Source organism: Thainema salinarum CENA647, assembly GCF_057732415.1.
The window spans coordinates 653,802-677,504 of record NZ_JBYJZJ010000015.1; the positions used below are offsets into that span (position 1 = coordinate 653,802).

The following is a 23,703-nucleotide window of genomic DNA, read 5'->3' on the forward strand; positions in this document are numbered from 1 at the left end:
AAAAATAAATAAAAGCCAATTTTGTTTTACAAAGTTCTGATCCGCTAAGTTTGGCGAGATCAGTGATTTACGGCAGGGTCTGTTGTGAAAGAGGGTAAAAGCGTATTTTCAGCAGGTCATGAATGACACATTAAGTATTTTAATGTAGCGATAAATTATTGCTATGTTATATCTGTGACTAAGAAACATATCCTGCTGGATTTGATCAGATTAAGAGCTGGATCGAGATATGTTGAATTGGCTTCTAGGTAACTCTAGGGGCTCTTTAAACCCGTAAATAAGCATCTACAGCCATTGAGCTGCATACTTGCTCCTTGGTCTCATTTCCGACACAAAGATTAGTTAAGTAGTGCATTTGTATAACAATATGATTAGGTCATTCAGTATACTCATTGGTTTTCTATCCGTATTAGTAGCAGTGCCAGCAGTTGCACAAACCAGCGATCGCAGTGAGTTTCCGGGGCGGCGTGTGGGAGGTGGTACACGCGGTGAATGTATGCCAGCCCAGCCACTCGTTGCGCTGAACCCAGCTAGCAATCTGGCTTTGACGACTAACGAGGAGCCAACGGTCTATTTCTCCATTCCCTCGCTGGCAAAATCGCATCAGATGGAGTTCTTCCTCCGCGATACTGACGGCAATTTTGTCTATGAAACCGCTTTTGAGGCAGGCGAGACCGCTGAAATTGTTGGTATTACCGTACCCAACGGGGTTTTGGCACTAGAGCAAGACTATCAATGGTATTTTTCTGTCGTCTGCGATCCACTTGATCGCTCGCAGAATATGGTGTTGGAAGGATGGCTGCGGCGCACATCTCCCGCTGCATTGCCGATAGAAGAAACCTCTGAGCTACCGACCAGTCTTGAGTTAGCTGCCACCTACGAAGCCGCTGGCTTATGGGGAGATGCGATCGCAACTCTAGTTGAGCTGCGCCAAACCCAGCCTGAGAACAGCGAGGTTGAGCAGCAGTGGAGCGAGCTTCTCCAAGATCTCGAACTGGATACCGTCCTCGACCCAGAGACAGAGGAGTAATCGCTGAATAGCCATCATGCGGCGTCTCCAAAATCGCTTGCGACAGCTACATGGGTGGCGTTTACCGACTGCCCACTGGATTCGCGTGGCAACGCGCTCAGTTGTTCTGTCTAGTTTACTCGTGACGGCTGCTTTACAAGGTGTGGAGTGGTTTGGCGGCTTGGAGAAGCTTGAACTAGCCGTGTTTGATCAATTTGTCCGGCTACAGCCCGATGCACCTCCTGATTCTCGTCTTGTAGTCGTTGCCATCACAGAGCAGGATCTACAGCGCTACGGCTGGCCGCTGTCGGATCAGGTGCTAGTCGATAGTCTGCGCCAGCTTCAAACCTATCAGCCCCGAGTGATTGGACTCGATCTCTACCGCGATTTGCCGACGCCACCTGGAACAGAGCGCTTATCGGCTCAGCTCCAGGCTGACAACGTCGTTGTGATTGAAAATATTCTAGATGGCATCGCTCCCCCTGCCGTTGAGATGGAACAGGTTGGATTTAATGACCTCACGTTAGATCCAGATCTAGCTTTGCGCCGGGGATTGCTATTTGTTGCGGGTTCTGAGCAAGATTACTATGCATTTGCCTTGCGAGTTGCCTTAGCCGCACTGCCCGATGAAGACAGCTCATTTCGATATACCGATCAGGCGTTGTGGATCGGGAATCAAGCCATCCATGTCCTGGAGAAGAATTCGGGGGCATATCAAATTGCTGATACCCGTGGCTATCAGACATTGATACATTATCGGGCTCGGGCTCAAATTGCTCCAACCGTCACGCTACAGCAGGTGTTAGCCAATGAAGTGTCAGCCGATCTAATCCGTGACAAGGTGGTCATGATTGGCACGGTTGCACCTAGCTTGAAAGACTTTTTCTATACGCCCTATAGCGGCGAGGCAGACGCGCTCCAGATGCCGGGAGTGATTGCCCATGCTCAAATTCTCAGTCAGCTATTAGATATTGCGGCTGGTCAACCCGCTCAGTTTCGATTTTGGCCACAGTGGACTGAGTGGTTCTGGTTAATGGGCTGGAGTATTGTTGGCAGCTCGGTGATCTGGTGCTTCAGACACCCGCTGGGCTTTGGAATGGCTGGGTTATTGAGCTTAGGCGTGATTGGCGGTGTAGGGTTTTGGCTGTTTGGTCAACTGATTTGGATTCCAGTTGTGGAACCGGCTGTGGGGTTGATAAGCGCATTTGGCCTCGCAATGGCGCATCGTTTGATTTATGTCACGACTCGCGATCCGCTGACTGGGGTGTTAAATCAAGGCGCTTTTATCCGTTATCTGGGTTGGCAACTCACCCATCGGCCTCATTTCAAGCTCTTACCCAAAAAACTGCCCAACCTAGATATTTCGGCCCACGTTGGCGTTCTCTTTTTGGATATTGATCGCTTTGAGACGATTAGCAAAAGCTTGGGGTTAAAAATTGGCGATTATTTTTTGTGTCAGGTAGTAGATCGATTGTGCGCGATCCTGCCGCATTCATCTCGTTTGGCTCGGGTTGGCAGCGATAAGTTTGCGATCGCACTTCCATCTGATCAAAGCGATCGGCTTGAAGACCTGGCTGATCAGCTCCAGTCCGTGCTGGCTGAACCGTTTTGGATTGAGCAGCAGCAGATTGTCACAACTGCCAGCATTGGCATTGCCGTCACCCAGGCAGGCTACCATCACACACCAGAAGATATGCTGCGGGATGCCCATACGGCCATGTATCGCGCCAAGTCTTTGGGTAAAGCTCGCTATCAGGTATTTGCCGCAGGAATGCAGGTAGAAGAGTTGCATCAGTTGAAGTTAGAGGCCGATCTGCGCCGAGCCATAGCGGAACAAGAGTTTGTTCTGTACTATCAGCCGATTGTGGAATTGAATACGGGCAACGTCTCCGGCTTTGAAGCCTTGATTCGCTGGCAGCATCCCAAACTGGGCCTTGTTTCGCCCCAGCTATTTATTCCGCTGGCTGAAGAAACGGGACTGATCATTCCTCTGGGCCACTGGATTTGTCAAGCTGCCTGTGAGCAAATTCGTCAGTGGACTCAACAGTTTCCTATGTTACCTCTCGTCATCAGCGTTAATCTGTCTAGCCGCCAGTTTGAGCAGCCAGATTTAGTTCATCAAATTGCCCACACGATTCAAGAAGCCGGCATCCCAGCAAAAACACTGAAACTGGAAGTTACAGAAAGCATGGTGATGGGCAATGTAGAAGTAGCCATTGATTTAATGCTCCGCCTCAAAGAGCTGGGCTGCAAGCTCAGTATGGACGATTTCGGTACAGGATACTCGTCTCTCAGCTATCTGCGCCGATTTCCAATCGATACGCTCAAAGTGGATCGATCCTTCGTGCTCAAGATGGCAGAGAGCCGAGAAGATGCCGAAATTGTCCGCATGATCATCGATCTCGGTCATACCTTGGGTATGGATTTGATCGCGGAAGGGGTGGAAACCCAAGCGGACGCTGATCAGTTGCGATCGCTAACGTGTGAGTTTGGTCAAGGTTACTTTTGGGCAAAGCCGCTGCCTCCCGCCGAGGCGACGGCTCTATTACAGCAGCAAGTCCAACAGCAAAGGCAATAACCGATTCATCTATCTATTTAACGCACTACTGAACGCACTACTTATTAACACACTGCTTACTACACACTGCTTATATAAATGAGGGACACCATGACAACTATCCGTTCTGTTCAAGCTCAGTCTAGACTATCAGGATTGCTCCGTTCACGGCTGTTTGGTTTCACGACCTGGGTCGGAACAGCATTGGCACTGGCGAGTATGGGTGTTTTACCTGTCCAAGCCCAAACCCTCTCTGAGAAGGTTTTGAACATGGAACGGGGATTAGAACAAGAATTTGAAGATTACTTTGGCGAAGATCTCGCCGACGTTACTCAGCCTCCCGAAGCGATCGCCCAAACCCTGGCTCAGATTGGAGAAGAGACAGGTACCAAGCCTGCTGTACTGTGGGTTATTCCGCGTGAAGATCACCTACATCTCGTATTAATTACTCCGGGCGGTGAGCCGATTGTCAAAGACTTATACGAGGTATCATCCGCCAATCTGCGCCGCACGGTGGATTTGTTTCACCTGGAAATGCACAGTTCACCGACAGAGGTGAAGATGACGGCGGCTCAGCAGCTTTATGAGTGGATGATTAGGCCCTATGCCACCGATTATTTAGAAGCAGAAGGGATTGATACGATTCTGTTCTGCTTGGGCAACGGTGTCCGGAGCATTCCCCTGGCAGCGCTGCACGATGGGGAACAGTTTTTGATTGAAAAATACAGCGTCACCCGCATTCCCGCTTTTAATCTGATTCAAACAGACTATGTGGAACTGCAGCGGGGGCAGGTTTTGGCAATGGGAGCCTCTGAGTTTCAGGAGTTGAACGCTTTACCAGCAGTGCCAACGGAGCTGTTTAGCGTTATGCGCGAGTTACGGGATGCCCGCCCCGCCGAAGCCCAGTGGACTGGAGCCTCATTTCTCAATCAAGAGTTTACTCTGTCAAATCTCCAGCAGCACGTTGAGACTCACCTGCCCAACGTTGTCCATCTAGCGACTCATTCGGTCTTTCGCCCCGGTGAGCCAGATAATTCCTACATTCAGCTTTGGGATACTCAACTGGGTCTCAATGATATCCAAAACATAGGCTGGAACTCTCCGTCATTAGAACTCCTGGTACTCAGTGCTTGCCGGACAGCCATCGGCGACGATCAGGCCGAACTGGGCTTTGCCGGAATGGCTTTACGTTCCGGCGTGAAAACCGTGCTGGCTAGTCTGTGGAACGTCAGCGACGAGGGCACTTTAGCGCTAATGAGCGAGTTCTATAACCAGCTCGGCCACACCACAACTAAGGCAGAAGCGCTGAGACAAGCTCAACTGCGGATGCTGCGCGGTGAAGTGCAGGTTGAGGGCAATCAGCTACTGCTATCCCGTGGTGCGGTGCCGCTACCAACGGAACTGAGTGAGGAGGCAGTTAGCGATTTGTCAGCACCGTATTATTGGGCTAGTTTTACGTTGGTGAGTAGTCCTTGGTAGGGTTGTAGAGATCTGTAGGGGGTCGTAGAAAGCTGTGAAAAGTAAAGGGTGTCGAAGGGTTCAAATCAGCATAGGGCTGTTAGGGCACGAGTTTGGACTGGACGGCATCGTGGGCTGCGGTTGTAACTTGCTGGATGACTGAGTTGCGATCGCAGCTATAGGCTTCATAGTGATCCTTCAAATTAATTGGCTCACCAAGCTGAATCTGAGCGCGTCGGAAGCCCTTGGGTGGTGGTTGGTCAATGTTAAACACTTCTCGCTCTAGGCGAATGAGCGTGTCGAGAAAGCGCTCTGGCGTGGGACAGTTGGCGACATATCCGTCATAGATGGCATCAAAATTCAGCAGCCGACTCATCCCTTTCTGAATTCGTTCCGGGTCAAAGTCTGCCGAAAAATTCATTTCATCCACTTTGGTTTTGAGTGCGTACTGAATGCGATACACCCGCTCGCGAATCATGCTGTCGCTGGCTGAAGACAGGTTAAGCTGAGCTTCATAAGCCTGAATCACCTGTAGCTTGAGTGCGGCAATCCGTTCATTCCAGGACTTATCAGCAACGGTTGTTGAATCAAAATGGTATTCCGCCTCAATCCGCGCCAAGACAGCTGCGGCTACCTGCCGCAGTCGAATGTAATTGTCTAACTGATTTTGCACAGGCAGATCCAGCGCTTGCTCTAGTCGCGCTAGTGTCTCACGCATTACAGGCTGCATATCCTGGGTGTAGTGGTACTTAATCGTGACTGGCAAGACGTATAAGTTAGGAATTTCCTGCCCCTCTTTAGACAATCGCTCCAAAGCTTTTAATGCCAGTTGAAAGCCGCCCGACCGAAACGGCATCACCGTATCATTCTGAAACGAGCAGCCTCCCTCTGGAAAGATGACTAAGTGAGTCGCTGGCTGACAAAACAGCTCAATGGTTTGCATAATGCTGGGTCGATCGGGCAATCCTCGCCGCACGGAGTACATGCCCAACCCTTGCAAACACCACTGGAAAAACTTCTCAAATAGCTTGTTGTGGGAAAACCCGCTTAAAAACGGCGCTTGTGAGGAGATGAAAAAGACTGTACTAGCATTTTCAAACGTTTCATAGGCCGCTAAATAGTGAAACGACTGCTTGATCTTGGCTGATAGCGTAAATATCACCATTGGATCGTGAAACGTTGGATGATTCGGCGTCAGCAGGAGCCGCTGACCTCGCAGTTGCTCCAGACGCTCAAGATCGGCATCGCTGATGTCAATTTGGAACCAGTACAGCCAGCGGGCAACTGCAGGTGCGATCTCTTGGACAAAACGCACCAAGGATGGATTCAGTCGCGGCGGATAAAACTCGGATCTAGAAGCCATTGCAGCAAGGTGTTGAAAACGGCTGAACTAAACTGGAGCGTGTGTTTGGATATGCGGTAAATTGGAACATCGGCAATCTCTTCACCCAGCAAAGCAGAGTGATTTATTGTGGCATGTTTACCGATTTTATAGTGTCTGATTTAACCCGCAACATAGCAGAAGAACAGTTCGCCATCGCGGTGCGCTAGCAAAATGCCCTTCTATTTTTTGAATACCTAACATATAGCGGTTCTAGATAAGAACGAGAGAGGAGAGTACCTCAGGATGAGGTACTCTCCTCTCTCGTTTTCTTACTTTTGACTGGAATCACTATACATGAATGGCACTGACATAAGCTGTATCAAGCTAGCAACCTGGCTTTCAAGACGGAGCGAGGTTCCTGCATTCTTGGGAACGGTTTGGGACGGCGCTTTACAACTCGGGGTTCTGAACGGTTGGGTCGAAACGGAATCACCAACTCTCGCACCACGTTTAACAAGGCCTGGTAGCCTCGCCGTCGTTCGGATGGAGCTAGATGCAGCAACTCAGGCCGGAAGTGATTGAACTGTTGCCGAGCACCTTGTAGAGAGACTCGCAACACCCCGACCTCGCCGTCGGCTGTCGCCTCCCACATCAGGGTGCGAAGCAGATTGTAGGCCAACAGATGCACCCAAATACTTTTGCTCACCATGGTGGGTGTTTTGGCAGCAATCATCTCCATGGCTAAGGTGGTTTTGAGATGCCGGAGATTAACTTCGGCGGCCTGCCAGCGGAGCTGATAGAGTTCGGCAAGTTTAGCTTTGGGATAGCGGTTGGGATCGAGTAGCGTCGTTACCACCACAAAGTTGGTCGGGCGAAACCCAGGAACCTGAATGAAGAGATACACTTCCCGCACCTCAATGGATGCCGCCAGAGCCTCGAACTCCTGCGGCTTGAGGGCTTGAGGGCATTGCTTCGGGCGCTGCCAGCGGACGATGTGATCGCCAATGCCCAGTTTTTTGCCCCGTCTGAAATCGCAGCGGCGCTGATGATGCTTGCGAAAGACAGCATCGGCTCCCATCCGGGCGACCCAGGCCAAATCTACATAGGTGCCATAGGCTGAATCGGCCACCACCACATCCTCGGGGCGCAGTTTCTGATAGAGTTGGCGGGCTAGACGCCATTCACTCACCCGCAACGGAGCCATCGCCACGGCCATAACCGCTCCCGTGGTGACACAAAACCACACTTGGAGTTTGAGAATCGGAAAGCCGCAGCCCTCTTTCTGATTGCTGTGTTGAGGATACTCGGCTTGGTTGGCCTGCGTGTCACTCATCAAGACCGTCGTCGCATCAAAGGCTTTAACCGGACGGCCACACCAGCGTTGCTCTGGGGAGACTTGGCGCTGCAACGCCCTCACCACCCGCTCGAACAGGGGCGGAAATATCGACTCGGGAAGGCGTTTTCGTGCTTTACTATAGCCCCCGGTATCGGCTGAGGGCACCTCCAATCCCGACACGCTCATCCAGGTCACCACTCGCTTGACTGCATGGCTGAGACTGCTGTCGGCATCCAGCACTTGGGAGAGCCAACTCCACAGGACGACCATGGGAGTGTAGAGGACTTGTCGATATCGGATTCCCTGCTCGCTCAGCACAGTTTCAATCTCTGCTTCCGGCAGCATCTCAGCAAAGGGTAGACCGATGCTGCTCTGATAGTTGGCCTTGAGAACGTCCGCACGATTCGGCATCATAGAGGCAAGGTTATGGGCTTCAACGGTTTGATTCTGACAAATCAGGCGCTTGAAGCCTTTTTTGCTCTCTTATGTCAGTGCCATTCCACTATACATGCTTAATAAGACTGCAATGAATCAACTATTACGAACCTTTGGGCAAGCAGCGGCTTCTGGTTTTGCCGTTGCACACTGCATCATTAGGCAGGGTTGGTGATAGGCGTCTTCGGTTTCGAGCGGTGGTGGGGTTTGGCCGAAGACCATCTCGCAGCTAAAGTCGTCGAAATTGGGCGTCATGGTTAGGGGGATGCCAAATTCTTTGGTAAAGAAATCCTGAGTCGGTAGCTTGCACATATTGATGCACATGCCGACGCAGCGGCTGTTGTCGAGGTAGCGGCACTTTTTGATGTGGACACCGCTGTTTTGGGTGACGATGTTGCCATGATCGTCTTTAATTTCAACGGTTCTGACTTCGCATTCGCCCACCAGCCACTCGAAGAGGAGGGTGGCAAACCAGGCATTGAGTTCGCATACCCAACGGGTTGGGGAGAACAGATTGCGCACTAGCCACAGGGCGGGACTTGGTATGAGGGAATTGAGCACGACGGCAACCAGCTGCTGCTGTTCTTGGGCGTTGCGTCCCTGCATGATCTGCCTGGACAAATCCACAAATCCGTCATAGCCCGGTTGACGCGCAGGCTTGCCGACCGCATTCGCCATCTTGCGGCTAAACAGCCAGATGAATGACCGATCAAACCAGTTGTCGTGGTAGGTTTCCGGCTCAGGTCGTTGAATGGGATTCGGGGTACTAGTCATAGAAGAATGAGCAGTCAAAGACAGACGGCCCAGCTTTACGTGTAGTTTCTTTAAGGTCGAACAGAGCTATCCTATCAAATTCGAGTTTGGGCTTGACGGCATTTCTACTTTTACAATCAAATACGACACCGCAATTCTGCAACCGCAAATTACAACAATAAACAGTCGCCCTCAAAAGCTCCCTTAAAAGCTAATGATTTGTGGTGGTGTGAATGGTGTCCATACCACCACAAATCATTACCGATGTACCACTACCCCATAAGCAAGTTAAAGAGAACCGCATGAGCGCTTTAGATCAATTTTGGACATTGGTCGGCTGGGTTTTTACCCTTAATCCTAAGGTCTTTGAACGGGTCGCTACTCTACCCAAGGGATGGATAGCTGCTCTGATCGTGGTCGTTGCGGCAGGCGTGGCTCAGGCGGTAGCTCAGAGCATTATCCTGTTTATTAACCGAGTGCAGCCGATTCGATTCGTCTTCAGTCTGCTGATTAATACGCTGCTGTATGTGGCAGGCTTTGTATTTATCGTGTTGAGTACCTGGCTGATCACGCTGCTGCCTTGGGCGGCAGATGTGCCGCTCGTCAAATTAGCGGTGGTGATCGGGATTGCCTATGCGCCGCTGGTCTTTAGCTTTTTGGGGGCGCTACCCTATCTGGGGGTGCCGATTCTCACAGGCTTATCGATTTGGCACCTGCTGGCGATGGTTGTTGGTTTTGCTGCGATCGCACAAGTTAGCACTGGTGCAGCCTTTGGCTATCTGGCCGTTGGTTGGTTTATCTTCCAGGTTTTGCAGCAAACCGTAGGTCAGCCCATTGCCAACTTTGGTCGCTGGCTGGCCGATCGGACGGCGGGCGTGTCGTTGGCTCGCAGTCGGCGGGAACTGGCGGAGTTACTACGCGGCGAACTGAGCCAAGCGGCGAATCCGTTCACTCAACCGTCGCTCCAGATTACGTCACCAACGGGTGCCGCCGTCAATGAAAACTGGAATGCGGCCCTCTCGGAGCGGCGGGCTGGGGCCAGTACCAGGACAGATGCTAGTGCTAGTAGAGTAAGTGCGATCTCAGCTTCATCTAGCCCAACCCCAACCACTTCTGCATCCAAAACGCCTGAACCAGCCAAGGCCAAGCCTGCTCGACCTGTCCCGCAGCGCCATATGCTCAGAACAGTCTTTGGACTATTGGGCATTGTGTTCGCGACGATTTGTATTGTCATCCTGTTAGAACCCGTACGGGAATGGTTGTTTGGTTCCTACCAACATTTGCCGGGATTTATGCGGTTCGGGATCGACCTAGCCTGGATTGGCATCGTCGCCGTTGTCGTTTCGGGCTTTCTGGCTCCGCTGGAAACGCTGGGCTGGTGGGCTGGCTGGTATGAAGATGAAGTGGATACGACGATTAACTCTGGAGAACTAGCCACCCCAATTGCTGAGCCAGATGGCGTGTCTCGCTACATTGTCTACCTTGACGGCATCGGCAAGTCCACGTTCGAATACATGCCGGATGTGGAGGATTTTCTGAGTGCTCTGACTCCGGTACTGCCCTCCAATGTAGCGCTGATTCGGGGCATTATGCCCTATTCGGTACTGAATAACCCGCTGGATGAAGATCGTCCCTTAGCTTTTCTATGGCGACTGACAGATAAGGTAAGGATTGCCAATCCAGCCAGCGTTCTGGGCCTGATGGTGAACATTCGCAATACGATTATCGTGTCCGTGTCTGCCGATAAGCGCTATGGTCCGCTCTACAATCGTGGCATCGCCCAGGTCGTCTACAACGGTCTCATTAAAAATGGCTATCGACTGAGGAGCGGCGTTCCGATTACGCTGATTGGCTACAGTGGCGGCGGACAGATGGCTGCCGCCTGTGCGCCGTTTTTGAAGCGGGCCGTCAGTGCGCCGATTGATGTGATTTCGCTGGGCGGGGTGATCAGCGGCAACTGCAACATTCTGGAACTCGAACACCTCTACCATTTTGTGGGCGACAAAGACGGAGTGGAAAAGCTTGGCCCAATTATGTTTCCGGGTCGCTGGAAGCTGTTCTTCTTGTCGTACTGGAATCGAGCCAAGCGGCGGGGCAAGATCAGCATTATGTCCCTTGGCCCAGTGGGGCACCAAGTTCCCGGCGGCATTATGGATCCTGAGCTGCAGCTAGAGGATGGCCGCACGGCATTGGAGCGTACCATTGACGCGATTCAGGCAGCGCTCAAAGGCGAGATTTTAGAGGATGAAGAACTAGCGGAGCGGAAGCCCAGCAACTACAGCCTCTATCAGCAAGCCGAGTTTAACCGCTATACCTACTACCCCGCGCAGCAGTCCGTCTCGTCCAACTACTGTGCGATCGCATCTTGGATGGGGCGGCTGATTTTGCCCAAACATGATGAGCGCCGCCAGGTGAACGGTGTGTGGTTCAAGGTCTATCATGCGCCAGCGGAACAGGCTGAACTGGTTGGTCAAGTTGTCAAACTGCAGTGGAGCCGCGATCCGCTGGTGCAGCGCTACGTAAAATCAACCCGCAAGGATGTCCACTTTAGCGCGGAAGCCGTGTATACCAGCCGTTTCGGTGGTCTCGTTCATCCCAATCGTCTCAACCATTGGCAGCAGGTCGATCCGCTGGAGTCGCTAGCGGCGACGCATCCAGTTGATGATGTGATTGTGGCGCTGCCGGAAGATGGGGTGACGGTGGTTCATGGTCAGTCGGATGCAGTACGGTCAAAGGATCGGCAGGATTATGATGGTGCGATTGATAGTGCGATTAACAGTGCGATTAACAGTGCGATCGCACTTCAGATTGATGCACCACCGATGGTGATTACGGGTCGTTACTATGGCCTGGTGCAGTTTCAGAGCAGGGTTGACGATTCGGATCAGTATCGCGTGACTCACTTCAATCCGGCTTCGCGTCAGTTTGACGGTGAGGAAGAAGTGGTGCTGCTGCCGCAGGTGGTGGCGGATCAAAACGGTTCCTTCCCTTCCGTGAATCAGCACATTGAGGATTCTTATCTCAATGAAACAGGCTGGTACATCTATGGCGCAAAAAATCGGCATGGGCAGTTTGTGGTTCAGTCCTTAGCACCGCGATCGCTATTGCGGCTCCAGCCTGAACGGGTGATTAGTGACGCAGCCGCAGGCTACAAATTTATTCGACAAGAAACCTGGTCAGATACTGCGGCCCAGAAGGGACGCATTCAGTCGGTACTAATTGCTGCGGAATCGCACGCCCCGCCCCAAGCGGCAGTTGACGAGTGGCAGGAAGGTGATCGAGCTCTACTGCTGCATGTCTATGGCGGCATCGGCGGCAGAAAAAAGGAACCCTCAGCAGCGACACCGATCTTCTTTGGTCACTTTGCCTATGGTTTGGCCAAAGTGGTGCGAGAACCGCTAACTGGCAATTTATGCTTTGATATTCGCTACTACCAGGTCTACACCAACAATACCGACGGCTTGCCCGCCGGAGCGCTGCACTGGTCGCGCTATATGGGCGATCGGCAGTTTGGCTGGATGGGTTCCCGCCCCGTCGCGGATATTTTGATCAAGCATGATGCCTTCACGGGCGACTACGAGAGTCCGACAGGCCGAAAACAGTCACCGCTGCATTTGATGCTGACGCAGCTTCAGGTCATGCTAGCTCGCTATCGGATTGGCGACGGTACGGGAGGCACTTACGTTGGGCCAGCTAATAACTGCGCCCAAGACTCTAACCAGGCTCTGTTTGCCAGTCTGCAACAGATTGAGTATTTGATTCAGCTGCAATCGGATTGGCTGCAAACGTGGCGGGATCACTATCCCGATCAGTGGCAGCGCTTTCAGCAACTGGTGCAGCTTGGGCGGGCACTCAAACAGCAGCTCCAGCCCTTTGGCAGTCCTCGAATTGACTGGGAACGGAACGAATATAATCTGGGCAGTACGCTCGAAGATAAACCGTTCCGCAATCTAGCCGCAGGGCTAAACAGTTGGCGGACATTGCTGCCCCGCTTGGCTAGCGATCGCATTGTCAAAATCTTTCTCGAACACGGTGCTTCGGTTTGGGTGCTGCGAACCAATCAGGTGGGAGGCCATGATCCAGATATTGAGCCAATTGCGCCGTTTACGCTGTAGTGCAGGTGATCCAATAGCAATATTTTAACGATATTTTTCTGTTACGGTAAGTCCAGTCTCGCGATGCCATGCAGATCATTTCCGAATGATATCAAGTCCGCGTATCACAATAAATTATCGGGCTTCAACCGAATTTCGTATGACCCAGTAATGCTCCGATTTTGCTATGGCCGATTATCCAACGACTCCTGATGGTCGCTATTTTGTCGTGAAAGGCCGACTGTGGCGCTGTACAAATCCCCACTTAGACGAAGCGACGCGTCAACAGTTCGTTCGTGAGCTGATGGCAGCCCGGCGAGCTGTTAAACATGCAAGTGATGAAACGGCATTAAAAGTGGCTCGTCAGCAGGTGCATGCCGCCAAGGTTGCGCTAGGTGAACGTGGTCCCGTGTGGTGGGATGATGACATGCCCGATTACAATCGGCATCTGGTCAAGAACACGCCCTATGCTGATTGGTATACAGCATTGTGATGCTTGCATTTGAAGGTTTTGATGGGTGATAGGCCATCAGTAATCAAAACTGACTTGGCATAATAGGCGTGCCTGTTGTAGTAATGTCGGGCAACGGCTGGTTAAACATAATCACGGTAAAAGCTGTTGCCACAGCCAGCGCCAGTAACCAGAACAGCTTGATCAGCTGAGGATTCGTGGGATTGCCCCTCAAAAAGCCCGGATGACTCACCATGATTTCTGCACCGCCGCGCAGGATGACCCAATAGGCAACAAACCCAATCGTGAGCCAGTACGTAATCCACCAGGCCAGCACGTAGGGGTCGCTGGTGTTGGGATAGAGAAAATGCCAAATGGTCGGCACATCACCCACCACAATACCAAACCCCATCACCAACCACGGCAAGCTAGAGCAAACCAGGAAACCGCGAATTAAAGTCGCGTAACCGGGTGCCAGTGCTGGATTGTCCCGAATATGAGACTGCGATCGCACTTTGAAAATTACCGTATTGAGCCAGGTGACGAGTAGGCAGATCAGCCAGAAATAGCGGTTGATCACGCTCAAAAAGAGGAAGTCCATGAATTGACTGGGGGCCTAATAGCAAAATATTAATGCTCTATAGCTTCAGATCCGCGTGGTTTTTTTCCGGAACTGTCCCGTCTTCAACCTTGCCATCATCAGACAGCTAATGAATGATTGAGCCTGAGTTATTCACAGAGAGTTATTCACAGAGTAGGGCGGGCAGCGTCCACCACCGTTTCTGCATCAGGTTCAAGGTTATGGTGGGTGTGCCCACCCTACGTATCTCACCTGAGAGCTTGGGATGTATATCTTTGTCCATGATGAACAATTTGAGTGACAAAAAGAAATCACCCAATTCGCCTCTCTCAAAAGAGTGAAAAAAATCTAAATTTTTATTGAAAAAGTGATCAAAGAATATTACGACATAGAAGACAACCGTAGCGACATTCCAAAAATAAAATGACCCAACCGATTGAACCATCTGGAAGATATGCTGAAAACTTTTTAGGATAGGGTTGAACTGCGGCACAATAAGAACGTAATTCCCCGGAGGCCATGTATAAAAGGTTACGTATTCAATCTTGGTTTGTTTCTTAGCTGACACTATTCAGAAACAACCTACGTGTTGTTAATGTCGGCTGGTATATCGACTGTTTTTGTGTAGCAATTTAACAGTAAGTAGCTACATGTGGATAAATGCAAAATCTGAAAACTGGGGGAGTGTCCCTCCGGAGCAATCCCCCGGTTTCTAGAATGTGTTTATTTATGCCAACCTACTTGTTGATTGAAATATTTAATAGGCATCCAAGCAAATTTCGTTTAGAACGGCTTGATTTCCTGTCCCAAAATAGCTGCTGCTATTTATCTAACTAGTCAATCCAATTATCAACAGCCAACTCAAGCGATTTGTTGATTCTCTTAGGAGAAACCTGTGTTTGAAGATTTACTACCTCCTCTTAATAACCATAATTTGCCCTATCCCGATACCATTCATCCGATCGTCGTTCACTTTGTGATTGCGATGGTTCTGTTTGGCGTCTTATGCGACATCATTGGATATTTCACCAAAAATCCCCGCCTGTACGAAGTGGGCTGGTGGAACATGGTATTTGCGACCGTTTCAATCTTTATCGCCATTATTTTTGGTCAAATCGAGGCGGGTCTAGCCACACCCTATGCTGCTGCGGCTGGGGATCTCAATTTACATACTCTGATTGGCTGGTCGCTATCGGGTATTCTGGCGGCCATTACAGCTTGGCGCTATATCATTCGCGTGCAAAATCCTGACTCTCTGCCAAAGGCGTATATGGGCATGAACGTTATCCTAACGGTGATTGTCCTGTTTCAGGTTTACCTCGGCGATAAGTTGGTGTGGGTTTATGGCCTACATACCGAGGCGGTAGTAGAGGCAGCGCGGAAGGGATTGTTGTAATGATGGATGAACGATTACCAACGATGGTTTTGGGTTTAGGAGCTAATGGATTACCGTATGGTCTGCCGATTCATCCCAACTTAGTGCATTTAACATTGGGATTATTCATTGTTGCGATCGCATTTGATATCGTGGCGGCGCTCTATCCGCTGGAAAAGCCGATTTTCAAGTTTCTGGCGATTACCACCACTAGCTCGGATCTCTACGATGTCGGCTGGTTCAACATGGTAGCGGCGGCAATTATTACCTTTTTTACGGTTGCGGCTGGCTTTTACGAAATCCTGCTAGCCGATCCGCCGCAGGATATGGTCAGTCCCTGGGGTCTCAACGCTATGGACACCATGATTTGGCATGGTCTAGGTGGCGTTCTCCTGCTGGGGCTGATTGTCGGTATGACCATCTGGCGCGGTTTCCAGCGCTATGTCTGGCGACAGGATCGGGCGCGTCAGGTGCAGTGGAGCTATCTAATCGCGGGCCTGTTTATTTTCGTGCTGATGTTCCTCCAGGGCACGCTGGGCGCACATCTGGGCGCAGATTTTGGGGTTCACATCAGCGCCGATCGCCTGATTCGGGCAGGGATTAATCCCAACACCCAACTGGATATGTTGATCAAGCATTTGAGGCTGTAGCAGATATGAATCGACGACGCACAATTGTGGTGCTGGTGGGACTTGCGATCGCAGATCTCGTTCTCAGCCTGTGGATTGGTCAGCAAGCCTACAACTGGATGCCGCCCCAAGCCTCAGCAGAATCTATGCTGGTGGACAATCTGTTCAGCTTCATGACCACCATCGGCAGCTTTATTTTCTTTGGCGTATCTGGCGCACTGCTCTACTCCGTTCTGTTTCAGCGAGCCAGCAAGTATGATTTCAGCGATGGCCCTCCGGTTGAAGGCAACGTCACGCTGGAAGTGATTTGGACAGCCATTCCCATTCTGTTAGTCATCTGGATTGCTGCCTTTAGCTACCAGACCTATGCGCGGATGGCCATCTTAGGGCCAATCGAGCCGATGGCAATGGGGATGCCTGTCGCTGAAGCGGCGGCTCTAAGCACAGATAAACCTGCCACAGATGAACCCATTAAAGTCTATGCACGGCAGTGGGCTTGGGAATTTCGCTATCCCGACGGCATTAGCAGCACGGAGCTACATGTCCCCGTGAATCAACGAGCTAAGCTGCTGCTGTCCTCGGAGGATGTGCTGCATGGTTTATTTATCCCGGCTTTCCGCATCAAGCAAGATGTTGTACCCGGCGAAGAAATCGAATTTCAGTTTACGCCTGTGCGGGAAGGGCGCTATCGGATACGAGATTCGCAATATAGCGGGACTTACTTTGCAGCGAATCAAACCAATGTAGTTGTAGAGTCGGCGGAAGACTATCAGCATTGGCTAGCGACCGCCGCCGAGACACCGCCATCGCCTGCGCCCAACGTCGCCTACGACGAATTTAACCGCTCAGCGCAAGCTGCTATTGATCTGGGCTGGGCAACCGTAGAACCTGCCCCAGCACCTGTTGTTAACTACGCCAGTTCAGAGGAGGATTCCTATGAGTAATGCCACGTTGGGGGCTGGATCAACCAGTCTTCAGCCCCAACCAGGGGCACCAGATAACTGGCGCAGATTTTTCACGTTCAGCACCGATCACAAAGTAATTGGTATTCAATACATTGTCACGGCCTTCGTCTTCTTCCTATTTGGCGGACTGCTGGCGATGGTGATGCGGGGCGAGCTGATTACGCCAGAAGCGGATCTAGTTGACCGCACGGTCTACAACGGCCTGTTCACCATGCACGGCACAATCATGCTGTTCATGTGGACGTTTCCCATGCTCAACGGTCTGGCTAATTACCTCGTGCCGCTGATGATTGGGGCGAAGGATATGGCCTTTCCCCGCCTCAATGCGGCGGCCTTTTGGCTCGTCCCCGTCTTTGGCGTGATTTTAATTACCAGCTTTTTCATTCCTGGTGGCCCCTCCCAGTCCGGCTGGTGGGCCTATCCTCCCGTCAGCTTGCAAAACCCAACGGGCAATTTAATCAACGGTCAATTTCTGTGGCTCTTGGCGGTGGCGCTATCTGGCGTCTCCTCGATTATGGGTGCTGTCAACATTGTCACCACCATTTTTCGGATGCGGGCACCGGGCATGGGCTGGTTTAAGATGCCGGCCTTCTGCTGGACAGTGCTCTCAGCCCAGCTGATTCAGCTCTTTGGCCTGCCTGCTTTGACTGCCGGAGCCGTAATGCTGCTGTTTGACTTAACGGTCGGCACTAGCTTCTTCAACCCTGAACTGGGCGGCGATCCAGTCCTGTATCAGCACTTTTTCTGGTTCTACTCCCACCCAGCGGTCTATGTCATCATCCTGCCGATTTTTGGCGTCTTTTCGGAAGTCTTTCCGGTGTATGCCCGCAAACCCCTCTTTGGCTACAGAGCCGTTGCCGTGTCATCTCTGATCATTACCGGACTGAGCGGCATTGTCTGGGTCCACCACATGTTCGCTAGCGGCACTCCCAGCTGGATGCGGATGCTGTTTATGATCACGACAATGACCATTTCCGTCCCAACCGGAATTAAAGTCTTCTCCTGGGTAGCAACGATCTGGGGCGGCAAGCTGCGGTTGAATACGCCAATGCTGTTTGCCCTGGGTGGTCTGGTCATGTGGCTGTTTGCCGGAATCACGGGCGTGATGCTAGCTTCGGCCCCCTTTGATATTCACGTCAATAACACCTACTTTGTGGTGGGCCATTTCCACTATGTAATTTTCGGGGCAGTGGTGATGGGCTTCTACGCCGCTATCTATCACTGGTTCCCCAAGATGACGGGGCGCATGTATTACGAGGGCTTAGGCAAGCTGCACTTTGCGCTGACGTTTATCGGAGCCAATCTTAACTTTTTACCGATGCACCCCGCAGGACTGATGGGGATGCCGCGTCGGGTGGCCTCCTATGACCCCGAGTTCGCGTTCTGGAATGTATTGGCTAGCCTGGGTGGCTTTCTGCTGGGTGTTTCTACGCTGCCTTTTATCTTGAACATGGTGAGTTCCTGGGTGCGCGGCAAGGAAGCGGGAGACAATCCCTGGCGCGCCATTGGCCTGGAGTGGCTGGTGTCTTCGCCGCCGCCCCACGAAAATTTTGAGCAGATTCCAATTATCGTGTCGCCTCCCTATGGCTACGGCAGCGATGAACCCTTGGTTGCAAACGATCCGACAAAGGAGCTAGCCAGTGAGCACAGCTAATCTTGATTCCACCCTCAATGCTCAGACAGCCCACGGCGAAGAGCATGAAGATAACCGCATGTTCGGTTTTATCGTTTTTCTGCTGTCAGAAAGCGTTATCTTCCTCAGCTTTTTTGTTGGCTATATCGTCTATAAATTGGGTGCGACAGACTGGCTGCCAGTTGGTGTGGAAGGACTAGAAGTGCGGGAGCCGTTAATCAATACGATCGTCTTGGTATCCAGTAGCTTCGTCATCTATTTTGCTGAGCGGTTTCTGCACAAAGAAAACCTGTGGGGGTTTCGCGCCTTTTGGCTGTTAACGATGGCGATGGGCAGCTTTTTCCTCTACGGTCAAGCTGTGGAGTGGATGCACCTGCCCTTTGGCTTTACAGACGGCCTGTTCGGCGGCACGTTTTATCTGCTGACGGGTTTCCACGGCCTGCACGTTTTGACGGGCGTGCTGCTGCAGGGAATTATGCTGGGTCGCTCGTTTATCCCCAATAACTACGCGGGCGGCGAATACGGCGTGGCCGCAACCTCAATTTTCTGGCACTTTGTAGACGTGATCTGGATTGTGCTATTTACCTTGATCTACGTTTGGCAGTGATTAACCTAGTAGTTCTCAGATAATTTTTGTCTTGTGGGGGCATCGCCCCCACAAGACAAAAATTATCTGAGAACTACCATTAACCCATCGGTAACCTCCAGAGGAGAAATCCATGATTATTGATGATCAATACTATGACGTAATCATTGTGGGCACAGGGGCTGGAGGTGGCACTTTGGCCCAGAAGCTCGCTCCGACGGGCAAGCGGATTTTGATTCTGGAGCGCGGTTTGAGCATGGCGCTAGAAGATCAAAACCGAGCTGATGTTGACCTGTTCAAAAAGGAACGCTATCACGCGCCAGAACAGTGGTATGACAAGAGCGGCGAACCCTTCTCACCCCAGACCAATTATGCGGTTGGCGGCAATACCAAGATCTACGCGGCTTCCCTAATGCGAATGCGCGATCGCGATTTTGAAGCCGTTCAATATCAAGACGGTCTTGCCCCCGAATGGCCACTCAAGTACGCCGACTTTGAACCCTACTACACCGCCGCCGAGCAGCTTTACCAGGTGCATGGGGACTGCCAGAATGATCCCACTGAACCTAAGCACAGCGCTGATTATCCCTATCCGGCTATTGACCATGAACCCGTCATGCAGCCGATGATAGATGCGATCGCACATCAAGGTTTGCATCCTACGCCACTGCCGCTAAGCCTGACCCGTCAAGATGATGACCCCACGGGTGATGCCGAGGTGTTCGGTATTAACCTGGCGCTGAAACACGACAACGTGACGCTGAAGACAGGTGCGAAGGTGGTTAGCTTGCACACTAACCCTTCCGGTGCCGTCATCAAGGGGGTGCAGGCGGAAATTGAAGGGCAGGCAACTCTCTTTAATGGCGATATCGTAGTGCTGGCCTGCGGTGCAGTCAACTCGGCAGTGCTGATGCTGCAATCCGCTAATGAAAAGCATCCCAATGGCTTAGCGAACAGCTCTGACCAACTAGGACGGAACCTGATGAAGCCGCTGATGACGGTGATCGTGGAGCGAGGCGCAGCCAACAATTCCGGCACGTTTCCCCGCAGCGTCAGCGTCAATGACTTTTACTGGGGCAATGGCGACTATCCCTATCCGATGGGTCACATCGAAAACAGCGGGGGGCTACTGCAAGATGTGGTATTTTCGGAATCGCCACCGCTGCTCTCAGTACTGGCGCAAATTGTGCCGGGAGTCGGTTTGAAGCAATTAGCAATGCGCTCGATTGGCTGGTGGGCGCAAACGGGCGTTTTGCCTGATCCCAATAATCGAGTGCGGTTGCTCAATGGCAAGCTGCGCTATGAGTTTGAGCCGAATAATACGGAAGCCCATGATCGTTTGGTCTACCGCTGGCTTGAGGTGTTAAAAACCATGGAACGGGATACCAAAGACGCCAAACGCAGCGCTGTCTTTCCTCGTGCTGAAGCGCCCGTTCAGGTGGTGGGCTATCAGTCTGGTACCTGCCGCATGGGCGTCGATGCGACGACTTCAGTCCTAGATGTGAACTGTCGCACCCATGAAATTGACAATCTTTATGTAGTAGACAGCAGTTTCTTCCCCTCCTGTCCAAGCATCAGTCCAGCACTGACGATTATGGCCAATGCGCTGCGAATTGGGGAACACCTAATCGAGCGGCTCGGTTAATTCACGTTATCCAGCCGTGGTTGCCGATATGATCAAGATCACGCTCAAACTCTGAGCTAATCACAGTTCGGGAAGTATCCGCGTCACGGAGAAAATTCTTCCTTCGTTCGATACTAAAGACATCGAGTTACGCATCCGACGATGAATTCCCAGTCATACGGTAGTCGCGTTTCTTGCTCTCTGGACAGCTCCTCTATCCTTCCTAATCTCTAATGACCAGCGCCCTCAATCCCAGCGGTTGAGGGTTTTTTCTTGCAGATCGGTTAGGCTAGCGGTAGAAGAGGTGAGGAGCAAGAAGCTAGAGAATTATAAAGGCTGTAAAGGTGATGGTTGTTTGAGAGTTGATGCTATGGCTGAAGATGGTTTTCAGGCGCGATCGCAATCTATTGCTGAGCAGCTGATGGTGGATTTGCAGCATGAGCATGAGCTGTTGAACTTGATGATTCGGGGCTGTGTTGAGCTGCGGTGGGCCGTGGCGGAAGAGGAGCGGGAAATTGCAACGGCAATGATTTATAACGCATTTGAAACCTATGCGATCGCACGTGGGATTTCAACAGCGGATGCTGAGCGGTTTTGTGACCAGCACCTGGATCAGTTAATTCAGCAGATCTGTCAAATTTTGTAAGCGACTCGTCAGCGAACAGGTGGGTTTATTCGCTAATCTAATAGCGTTGAGTACAGCGTTAAGTTTATTTTTGGAGCTAAACTCTTCGGAAATTTATCCTCAAAAATAAACTTAAACAGACCACTAGGGCTTGCGATCGCACTTGTGGTATCGCATTTTGGTGAAGCATTATGGCAACGCGCAACAACTCCGGTAAACTGGCTGAACTGTCAGATGACTCGTTTAAGGACAATCTGAATGAGCTGCTCCCGCTAATTGAGGCCGAGTGGCCGAGTATGGATACTGAGGTAATTAAGGCAGCGGAAGGCGATTTCGACGCAGTGGTTGACTACATTGCAGATCAGACTGAGCATACGCGTACCCTCGTCCGACGCCAACTAGCCGAGTTAAACAGTTTGGCCATTCGCGATCGCGCAGCTAAAGAAGCCCAGGTTAAACCCGCTCCTAACGGCAGCAGCACCCACAGCACCAGCAATGACGCAAACGGCAGCGGGCTTTCCTCGGAGATTGACCAAATTTTGCAGGTTTTAGAGCGACATACCGAAGATTTAGTCGGCCAGTTTAAAAAAGACGTGCTGCCGGAAGTCAGCGATCGGGCGCGGAGCAATATTGGTACCAGCTTACTCACGGCTCTGGGTATTGGTTTCCTACTCGGCATCATCATCGGAGGTGGCCGTGGACGCTAACGGCTTGGTTGATACTCTAAACAGCTATATTCAGCGTCTTTGGCGCGTAGCCAGCGTCCTGATCGACATGCACCTGGATATTGCGACTCAAGAAGCTCGCCAGGAACGCAGCCGGATTATTGTTGGCGTAGTCCTGCTGCTGCTAGGTGCTGTTTTGCTAACCATGACAACGGTTTTGCTCCAGGTGCTAGCGGTTTGGTTTGCTTATGCTTGGGGCCTAAGCTGGCCGATGGCAATTTTGGCAGTGGCGGGCGGTGATCTACTGATTGGCTTGCTGTTGATGGTGTTAGGAGCCTGGCGATTGAGTGGGCCGTACATGATTCAAACCCAAGCTCGTCTGGCCCGCACAACGGCACTGCTGAGCAGTCGCTACCCAGATCGAACCCCGATTGAACGGTAGCTTGGGGCAATAGGAAATTGCGATCGCACCTTGAACCTACCAATGAATGTGCCAATGAATGTGCCAATGAATATGTCGGTGAGATACCCTCTTCTCGATTTTGAGTGACAAACGGCGTAAATCGAATCCGCTACAGGCGTTAACATTTCAACGTTTGAATTTTGGGGCAAACACGGTAAAGTAAAAAATCGTGAGAATTGTCGAATCGAGAGGATTGATCTTTATGGAGCCTGGTACCCGTGTTGTGTGCCCTGCAAACAATCAATCTGGTGTGGTTGAAACTGTAAATCCTCAGCAACAGCCTGTACCGGGTTATTCACTGGTACGATTGGATGCAGGTGGATTACAGTGGCTCTACACTAAAGCATTAAAACGCGAAAACTAATATTGGCTGTTTTGGTATTTTAGAGCTCAAGCAAAAAGGCACTCTGCTAGCAGGGTGCCTTTTGATATCTTTGCTATCTATAGCTCTATTAGACCTTATCGGAAATTGTTTTGTAGCGCGGCGGAGCCGCGCTACAAAACAATTTCCAACCCCAAAAACTTTATTTCCAATAAAGTCTATTAAATAGCTAGTGAACTGAGTTGATTATGAACAAGCCACCCCAGCGAAACGGCCTGTTCATAATCAATTTAAGATTGCTGTATTGATCAGACCTGCATTCTACCCAAAACGAGTTGGATGCTTGATCTTGATGCAAGATAGGAATATTTCTGGAAGGAGATGAATGCAGATGGATGCGAATTCGCCTCGTCAGCCGCCGAATATGCAGGCGGAGCTAGCCAAGGAGCGGAACCGGGCGGCGGCAGAACGAACGCTAATGGCCTGGATCCGGACTTGCCTTGCCCTGATTAGCTTTGGCTTTGGCATCGACACAGTGGTCAGCGCAATTCTGAGCCTACAAGTTGTAGACAGCGTGAACCCCGTGCGTCTATCGCGAATTTTGGGCTTGGGCTTTATTGGAGTAGGCACCTATGCCATGCTGGCAGCCGTATGGGAGCATCGACAGGAACTAAAGCATATTCAGCAAGATGCTGATTATTACTATCGGCCCCGTCGTTCGCTGGGCATGACGGTTGCGGTTAGCTTGATTGGCATTGGTGTGCTGGCTTTCCTAGGGATTTTTATCCGCTCAATTTTGCGTTTGGTTGGTTAATTTGG

The 23,703-nt window shown here is 51.3% G+C and carries 19 protein-coding genes; 15 read left to right on the plus strand and 4 right to left on the minus strand.

Going from position 1 to position 23,703, the window contains the following annotated elements; translation table 11 throughout:
• The first annotated feature begins 418 nt into the window (after window positions 1-418).
• From AC286M_RS04625 to AC286M_RS04635, 3 genes are all read left to right on the plus strand, one after another.
• Window positions 419-1,030 (plus strand): DUF928 domain-containing protein, encoded by a 612-nt coding sequence (locus AC286M_RS04625; RefSeq protein ID WP_488203269.1) that lies wholly within the window; start codon window positions 419-421, stop codon window positions 1,028-1,030.
• 16 nt (window positions 1,031-1,046) lie between these two features.
• Window positions 1,047-3,587, plus strand: a complete 2,541-nt coding sequence (locus AC286M_RS04630) for a putative bifunctional diguanylate cyclase/phosphodiesterase (RefSeq protein WP_488203270.1) — start codon at window positions 1,047-1,049, stop codon at window positions 3,585-3,587.
• A gap of 90 nt (window positions 3,588-3,677) precedes the next feature.
• Window positions 3,678-5,045 (plus strand): CHAT domain-containing protein, encoded by a 1,368-nt coding sequence (locus AC286M_RS04635; RefSeq protein WP_488203271.1) that lies wholly within the window; start codon window positions 3,678-3,680, stop codon window positions 5,043-5,045.
• Between the two features lie 79 nt (window positions 5,046-5,124).
• Here AC286M_RS04635 and AC286M_RS04640 read toward each other — a convergent pair whose 3' ends face one another.
• From AC286M_RS04640 to AC286M_RS04650, 3 genes are all read right to left on the minus strand, one after another.
• The gene (locus AC286M_RS04640) at window positions 5,125-6,387 is read right to left on the minus strand and encodes a lysophospholipid acyltransferase family protein (protein ID WP_488203272.1); all 1,263 of its coding nucleotides are present in this window, start codon (window positions 6,385-6,387) and stop codon (window positions 5,125-5,127) included.
• A gap of 340 nt (window positions 6,388-6,727) precedes the next feature.
• On the minus strand, window positions 6,728-8,143 hold the full coding sequence (locus AC286M_RS04645) for an IS4 family transposase (protein WP_488203605.1): 1,416 nt from the start codon (window positions 8,141-8,143) through the stop codon (window positions 6,728-6,730).
• Window positions 8,144-8,215: 72 nt separating this feature from the next.
• Window positions 8,216-8,893: a DUF4033 domain-containing protein gene (locus AC286M_RS04650; protein WP_488203273.1), complete on the minus strand. Its 678-nt coding sequence runs from the start codon at window positions 8,891-8,893 to the stop codon at window positions 8,216-8,218.
• A 212-nt stretch (window positions 8,894-9,105) separates the two neighbouring features.
• On the opposite strand from AC286M_RS04650, the gene AC286M_RS04655 reads away from it, so the two are divergent.
• Together AC286M_RS04655 and AC286M_RS04660 are read left to right on the plus strand one after the other, a co-directional pair.
• Window positions 9,106-12,987, plus strand: a complete 3,882-nt coding sequence (locus tag AC286M_RS04655; RefSeq protein ID WP_488203274.1) for a CAAX protease — start codon at window positions 9,106-9,108, stop codon at window positions 12,985-12,987.
• A 166-nt stretch (window positions 12,988-13,153) separates the two neighbouring features.
• The gene (locus AC286M_RS04660; protein ID WP_488203275.1) at window positions 13,154-13,459 is read left to right on the plus strand and encodes a hypothetical protein; all 306 of its coding nucleotides are present in this window, start codon (window positions 13,154-13,156) and stop codon (window positions 13,457-13,459) included.
• Between the two features lie 43 nt (window positions 13,460-13,502).
• Here the strand turns inward: AC286M_RS04660 and AC286M_RS04665 are convergent, their stop codons facing one another.
• Window positions 13,503-14,018, minus strand: coding sequence for a hypothetical protein (locus AC286M_RS04665; protein WP_488203276.1), 516 nt, complete (start codon window positions 14,016-14,018; stop codon window positions 13,503-13,505).
• Between the two features lie 874 nt (window positions 14,019-14,892).
• Here AC286M_RS04665 and AC286M_RS04670 point away from each other — a divergent pair.
• The 10 genes from AC286M_RS04670 to AC286M_RS04715 all read left to right on the plus strand — a co-directional run bounded on the left by AC286M_RS04670 (window position 14,893) and on the right by AC286M_RS04715 (window position 23,698).
• Window positions 14,893-15,393 carry a DUF2231 domain-containing protein gene (locus AC286M_RS04670; protein ID WP_488203277.1) on the plus strand — a complete coding sequence of 167 codons (501 nt, stop codon included), beginning with the start codon at window positions 14,893-14,895 and terminating at the stop codon, window positions 15,391-15,393.
• Window positions 15,393-16,022 (plus strand): DUF2231 domain-containing protein, encoded by a 630-nt coding sequence (locus tag AC286M_RS04675; protein ID WP_488203278.1) that lies wholly within the window; start codon window positions 15,393-15,395, stop codon window positions 16,020-16,022. The genes AC286M_RS04670 and AC286M_RS04675 overlap by 1 nt, the downstream gene beginning before the upstream one ends.
• 5 nt (window positions 16,023-16,027) lie before the next feature.
• A complete protein-coding gene (locus AC286M_RS04680) occupies window positions 16,028-16,945 on the plus strand; it encodes a cytochrome c oxidase subunit II (RefSeq protein WP_488203279.1) in 918 nt (305 codons plus the stop codon).
• Complete coding sequence (gene ctaD, locus AC286M_RS04685; protein ID WP_488203280.1) at window positions 16,938-18,620, plus strand: cytochrome c oxidase subunit I; 1,683 nt, start codon at window positions 16,938-16,940, stop codon at window positions 18,618-18,620. Before AC286M_RS04680 ends, ctaD begins: the two co-directional genes overlap by 8 nt.
• The gene (locus tag AC286M_RS04690; RefSeq protein ID WP_488203281.1) at window positions 18,607-19,206 is read left to right on the plus strand and encodes a cytochrome c oxidase subunit 3; all 600 of its coding nucleotides are present in this window, start codon (window positions 18,607-18,609) and stop codon (window positions 19,204-19,206) included. Before ctaD ends, AC286M_RS04690 begins: the two co-directional genes overlap by 14 nt.
• Window positions 19,207-19,318: 112 nt before the next feature.
• Window positions 19,319-20,830, plus strand: coding sequence for a GMC oxidoreductase (locus AC286M_RS04695; RefSeq protein WP_488203282.1), 1,512 nt, complete (start codon window positions 19,319-19,321; stop codon window positions 20,828-20,830).
• 349 nt (window positions 20,831-21,179) lie between these two features.
• On the plus strand, window positions 21,180-21,455 hold the full coding sequence (locus tag AC286M_RS04700) for a hypothetical protein (RefSeq protein ID WP_488203283.1): 276 nt from the start codon (window positions 21,180-21,182) through the stop codon (window positions 21,453-21,455).
• Between the two features lie 170 nt (window positions 21,456-21,625).
• Window positions 21,626-22,141, plus strand: coding sequence for a hypothetical protein (locus tag AC286M_RS04705; RefSeq protein WP_488203284.1), 516 nt, complete (start codon window positions 21,626-21,628; stop codon window positions 22,139-22,141).
• The gene (locus AC286M_RS04710) at window positions 22,131-22,541 is read left to right on the plus strand and encodes a phage holin family protein (RefSeq protein ID WP_488203285.1); all 411 of its coding nucleotides are present in this window, start codon (window positions 22,131-22,133) and stop codon (window positions 22,539-22,541) included. The genes AC286M_RS04705 and AC286M_RS04710 overlap by 11 nt, the downstream gene beginning before the upstream one ends.
• 734 nt (window positions 22,542-23,275) lie before the next feature.
• Window positions 23,276-23,698 carry a YidH family protein gene (locus AC286M_RS04715; protein WP_488203286.1) on the plus strand — a complete coding sequence of 141 codons (423 nt, stop codon included), beginning with the start codon at window positions 23,276-23,278 and terminating at the stop codon, window positions 23,696-23,698.
• Window positions 23,699-23,703 lie beyond the last annotated feature (5 nt).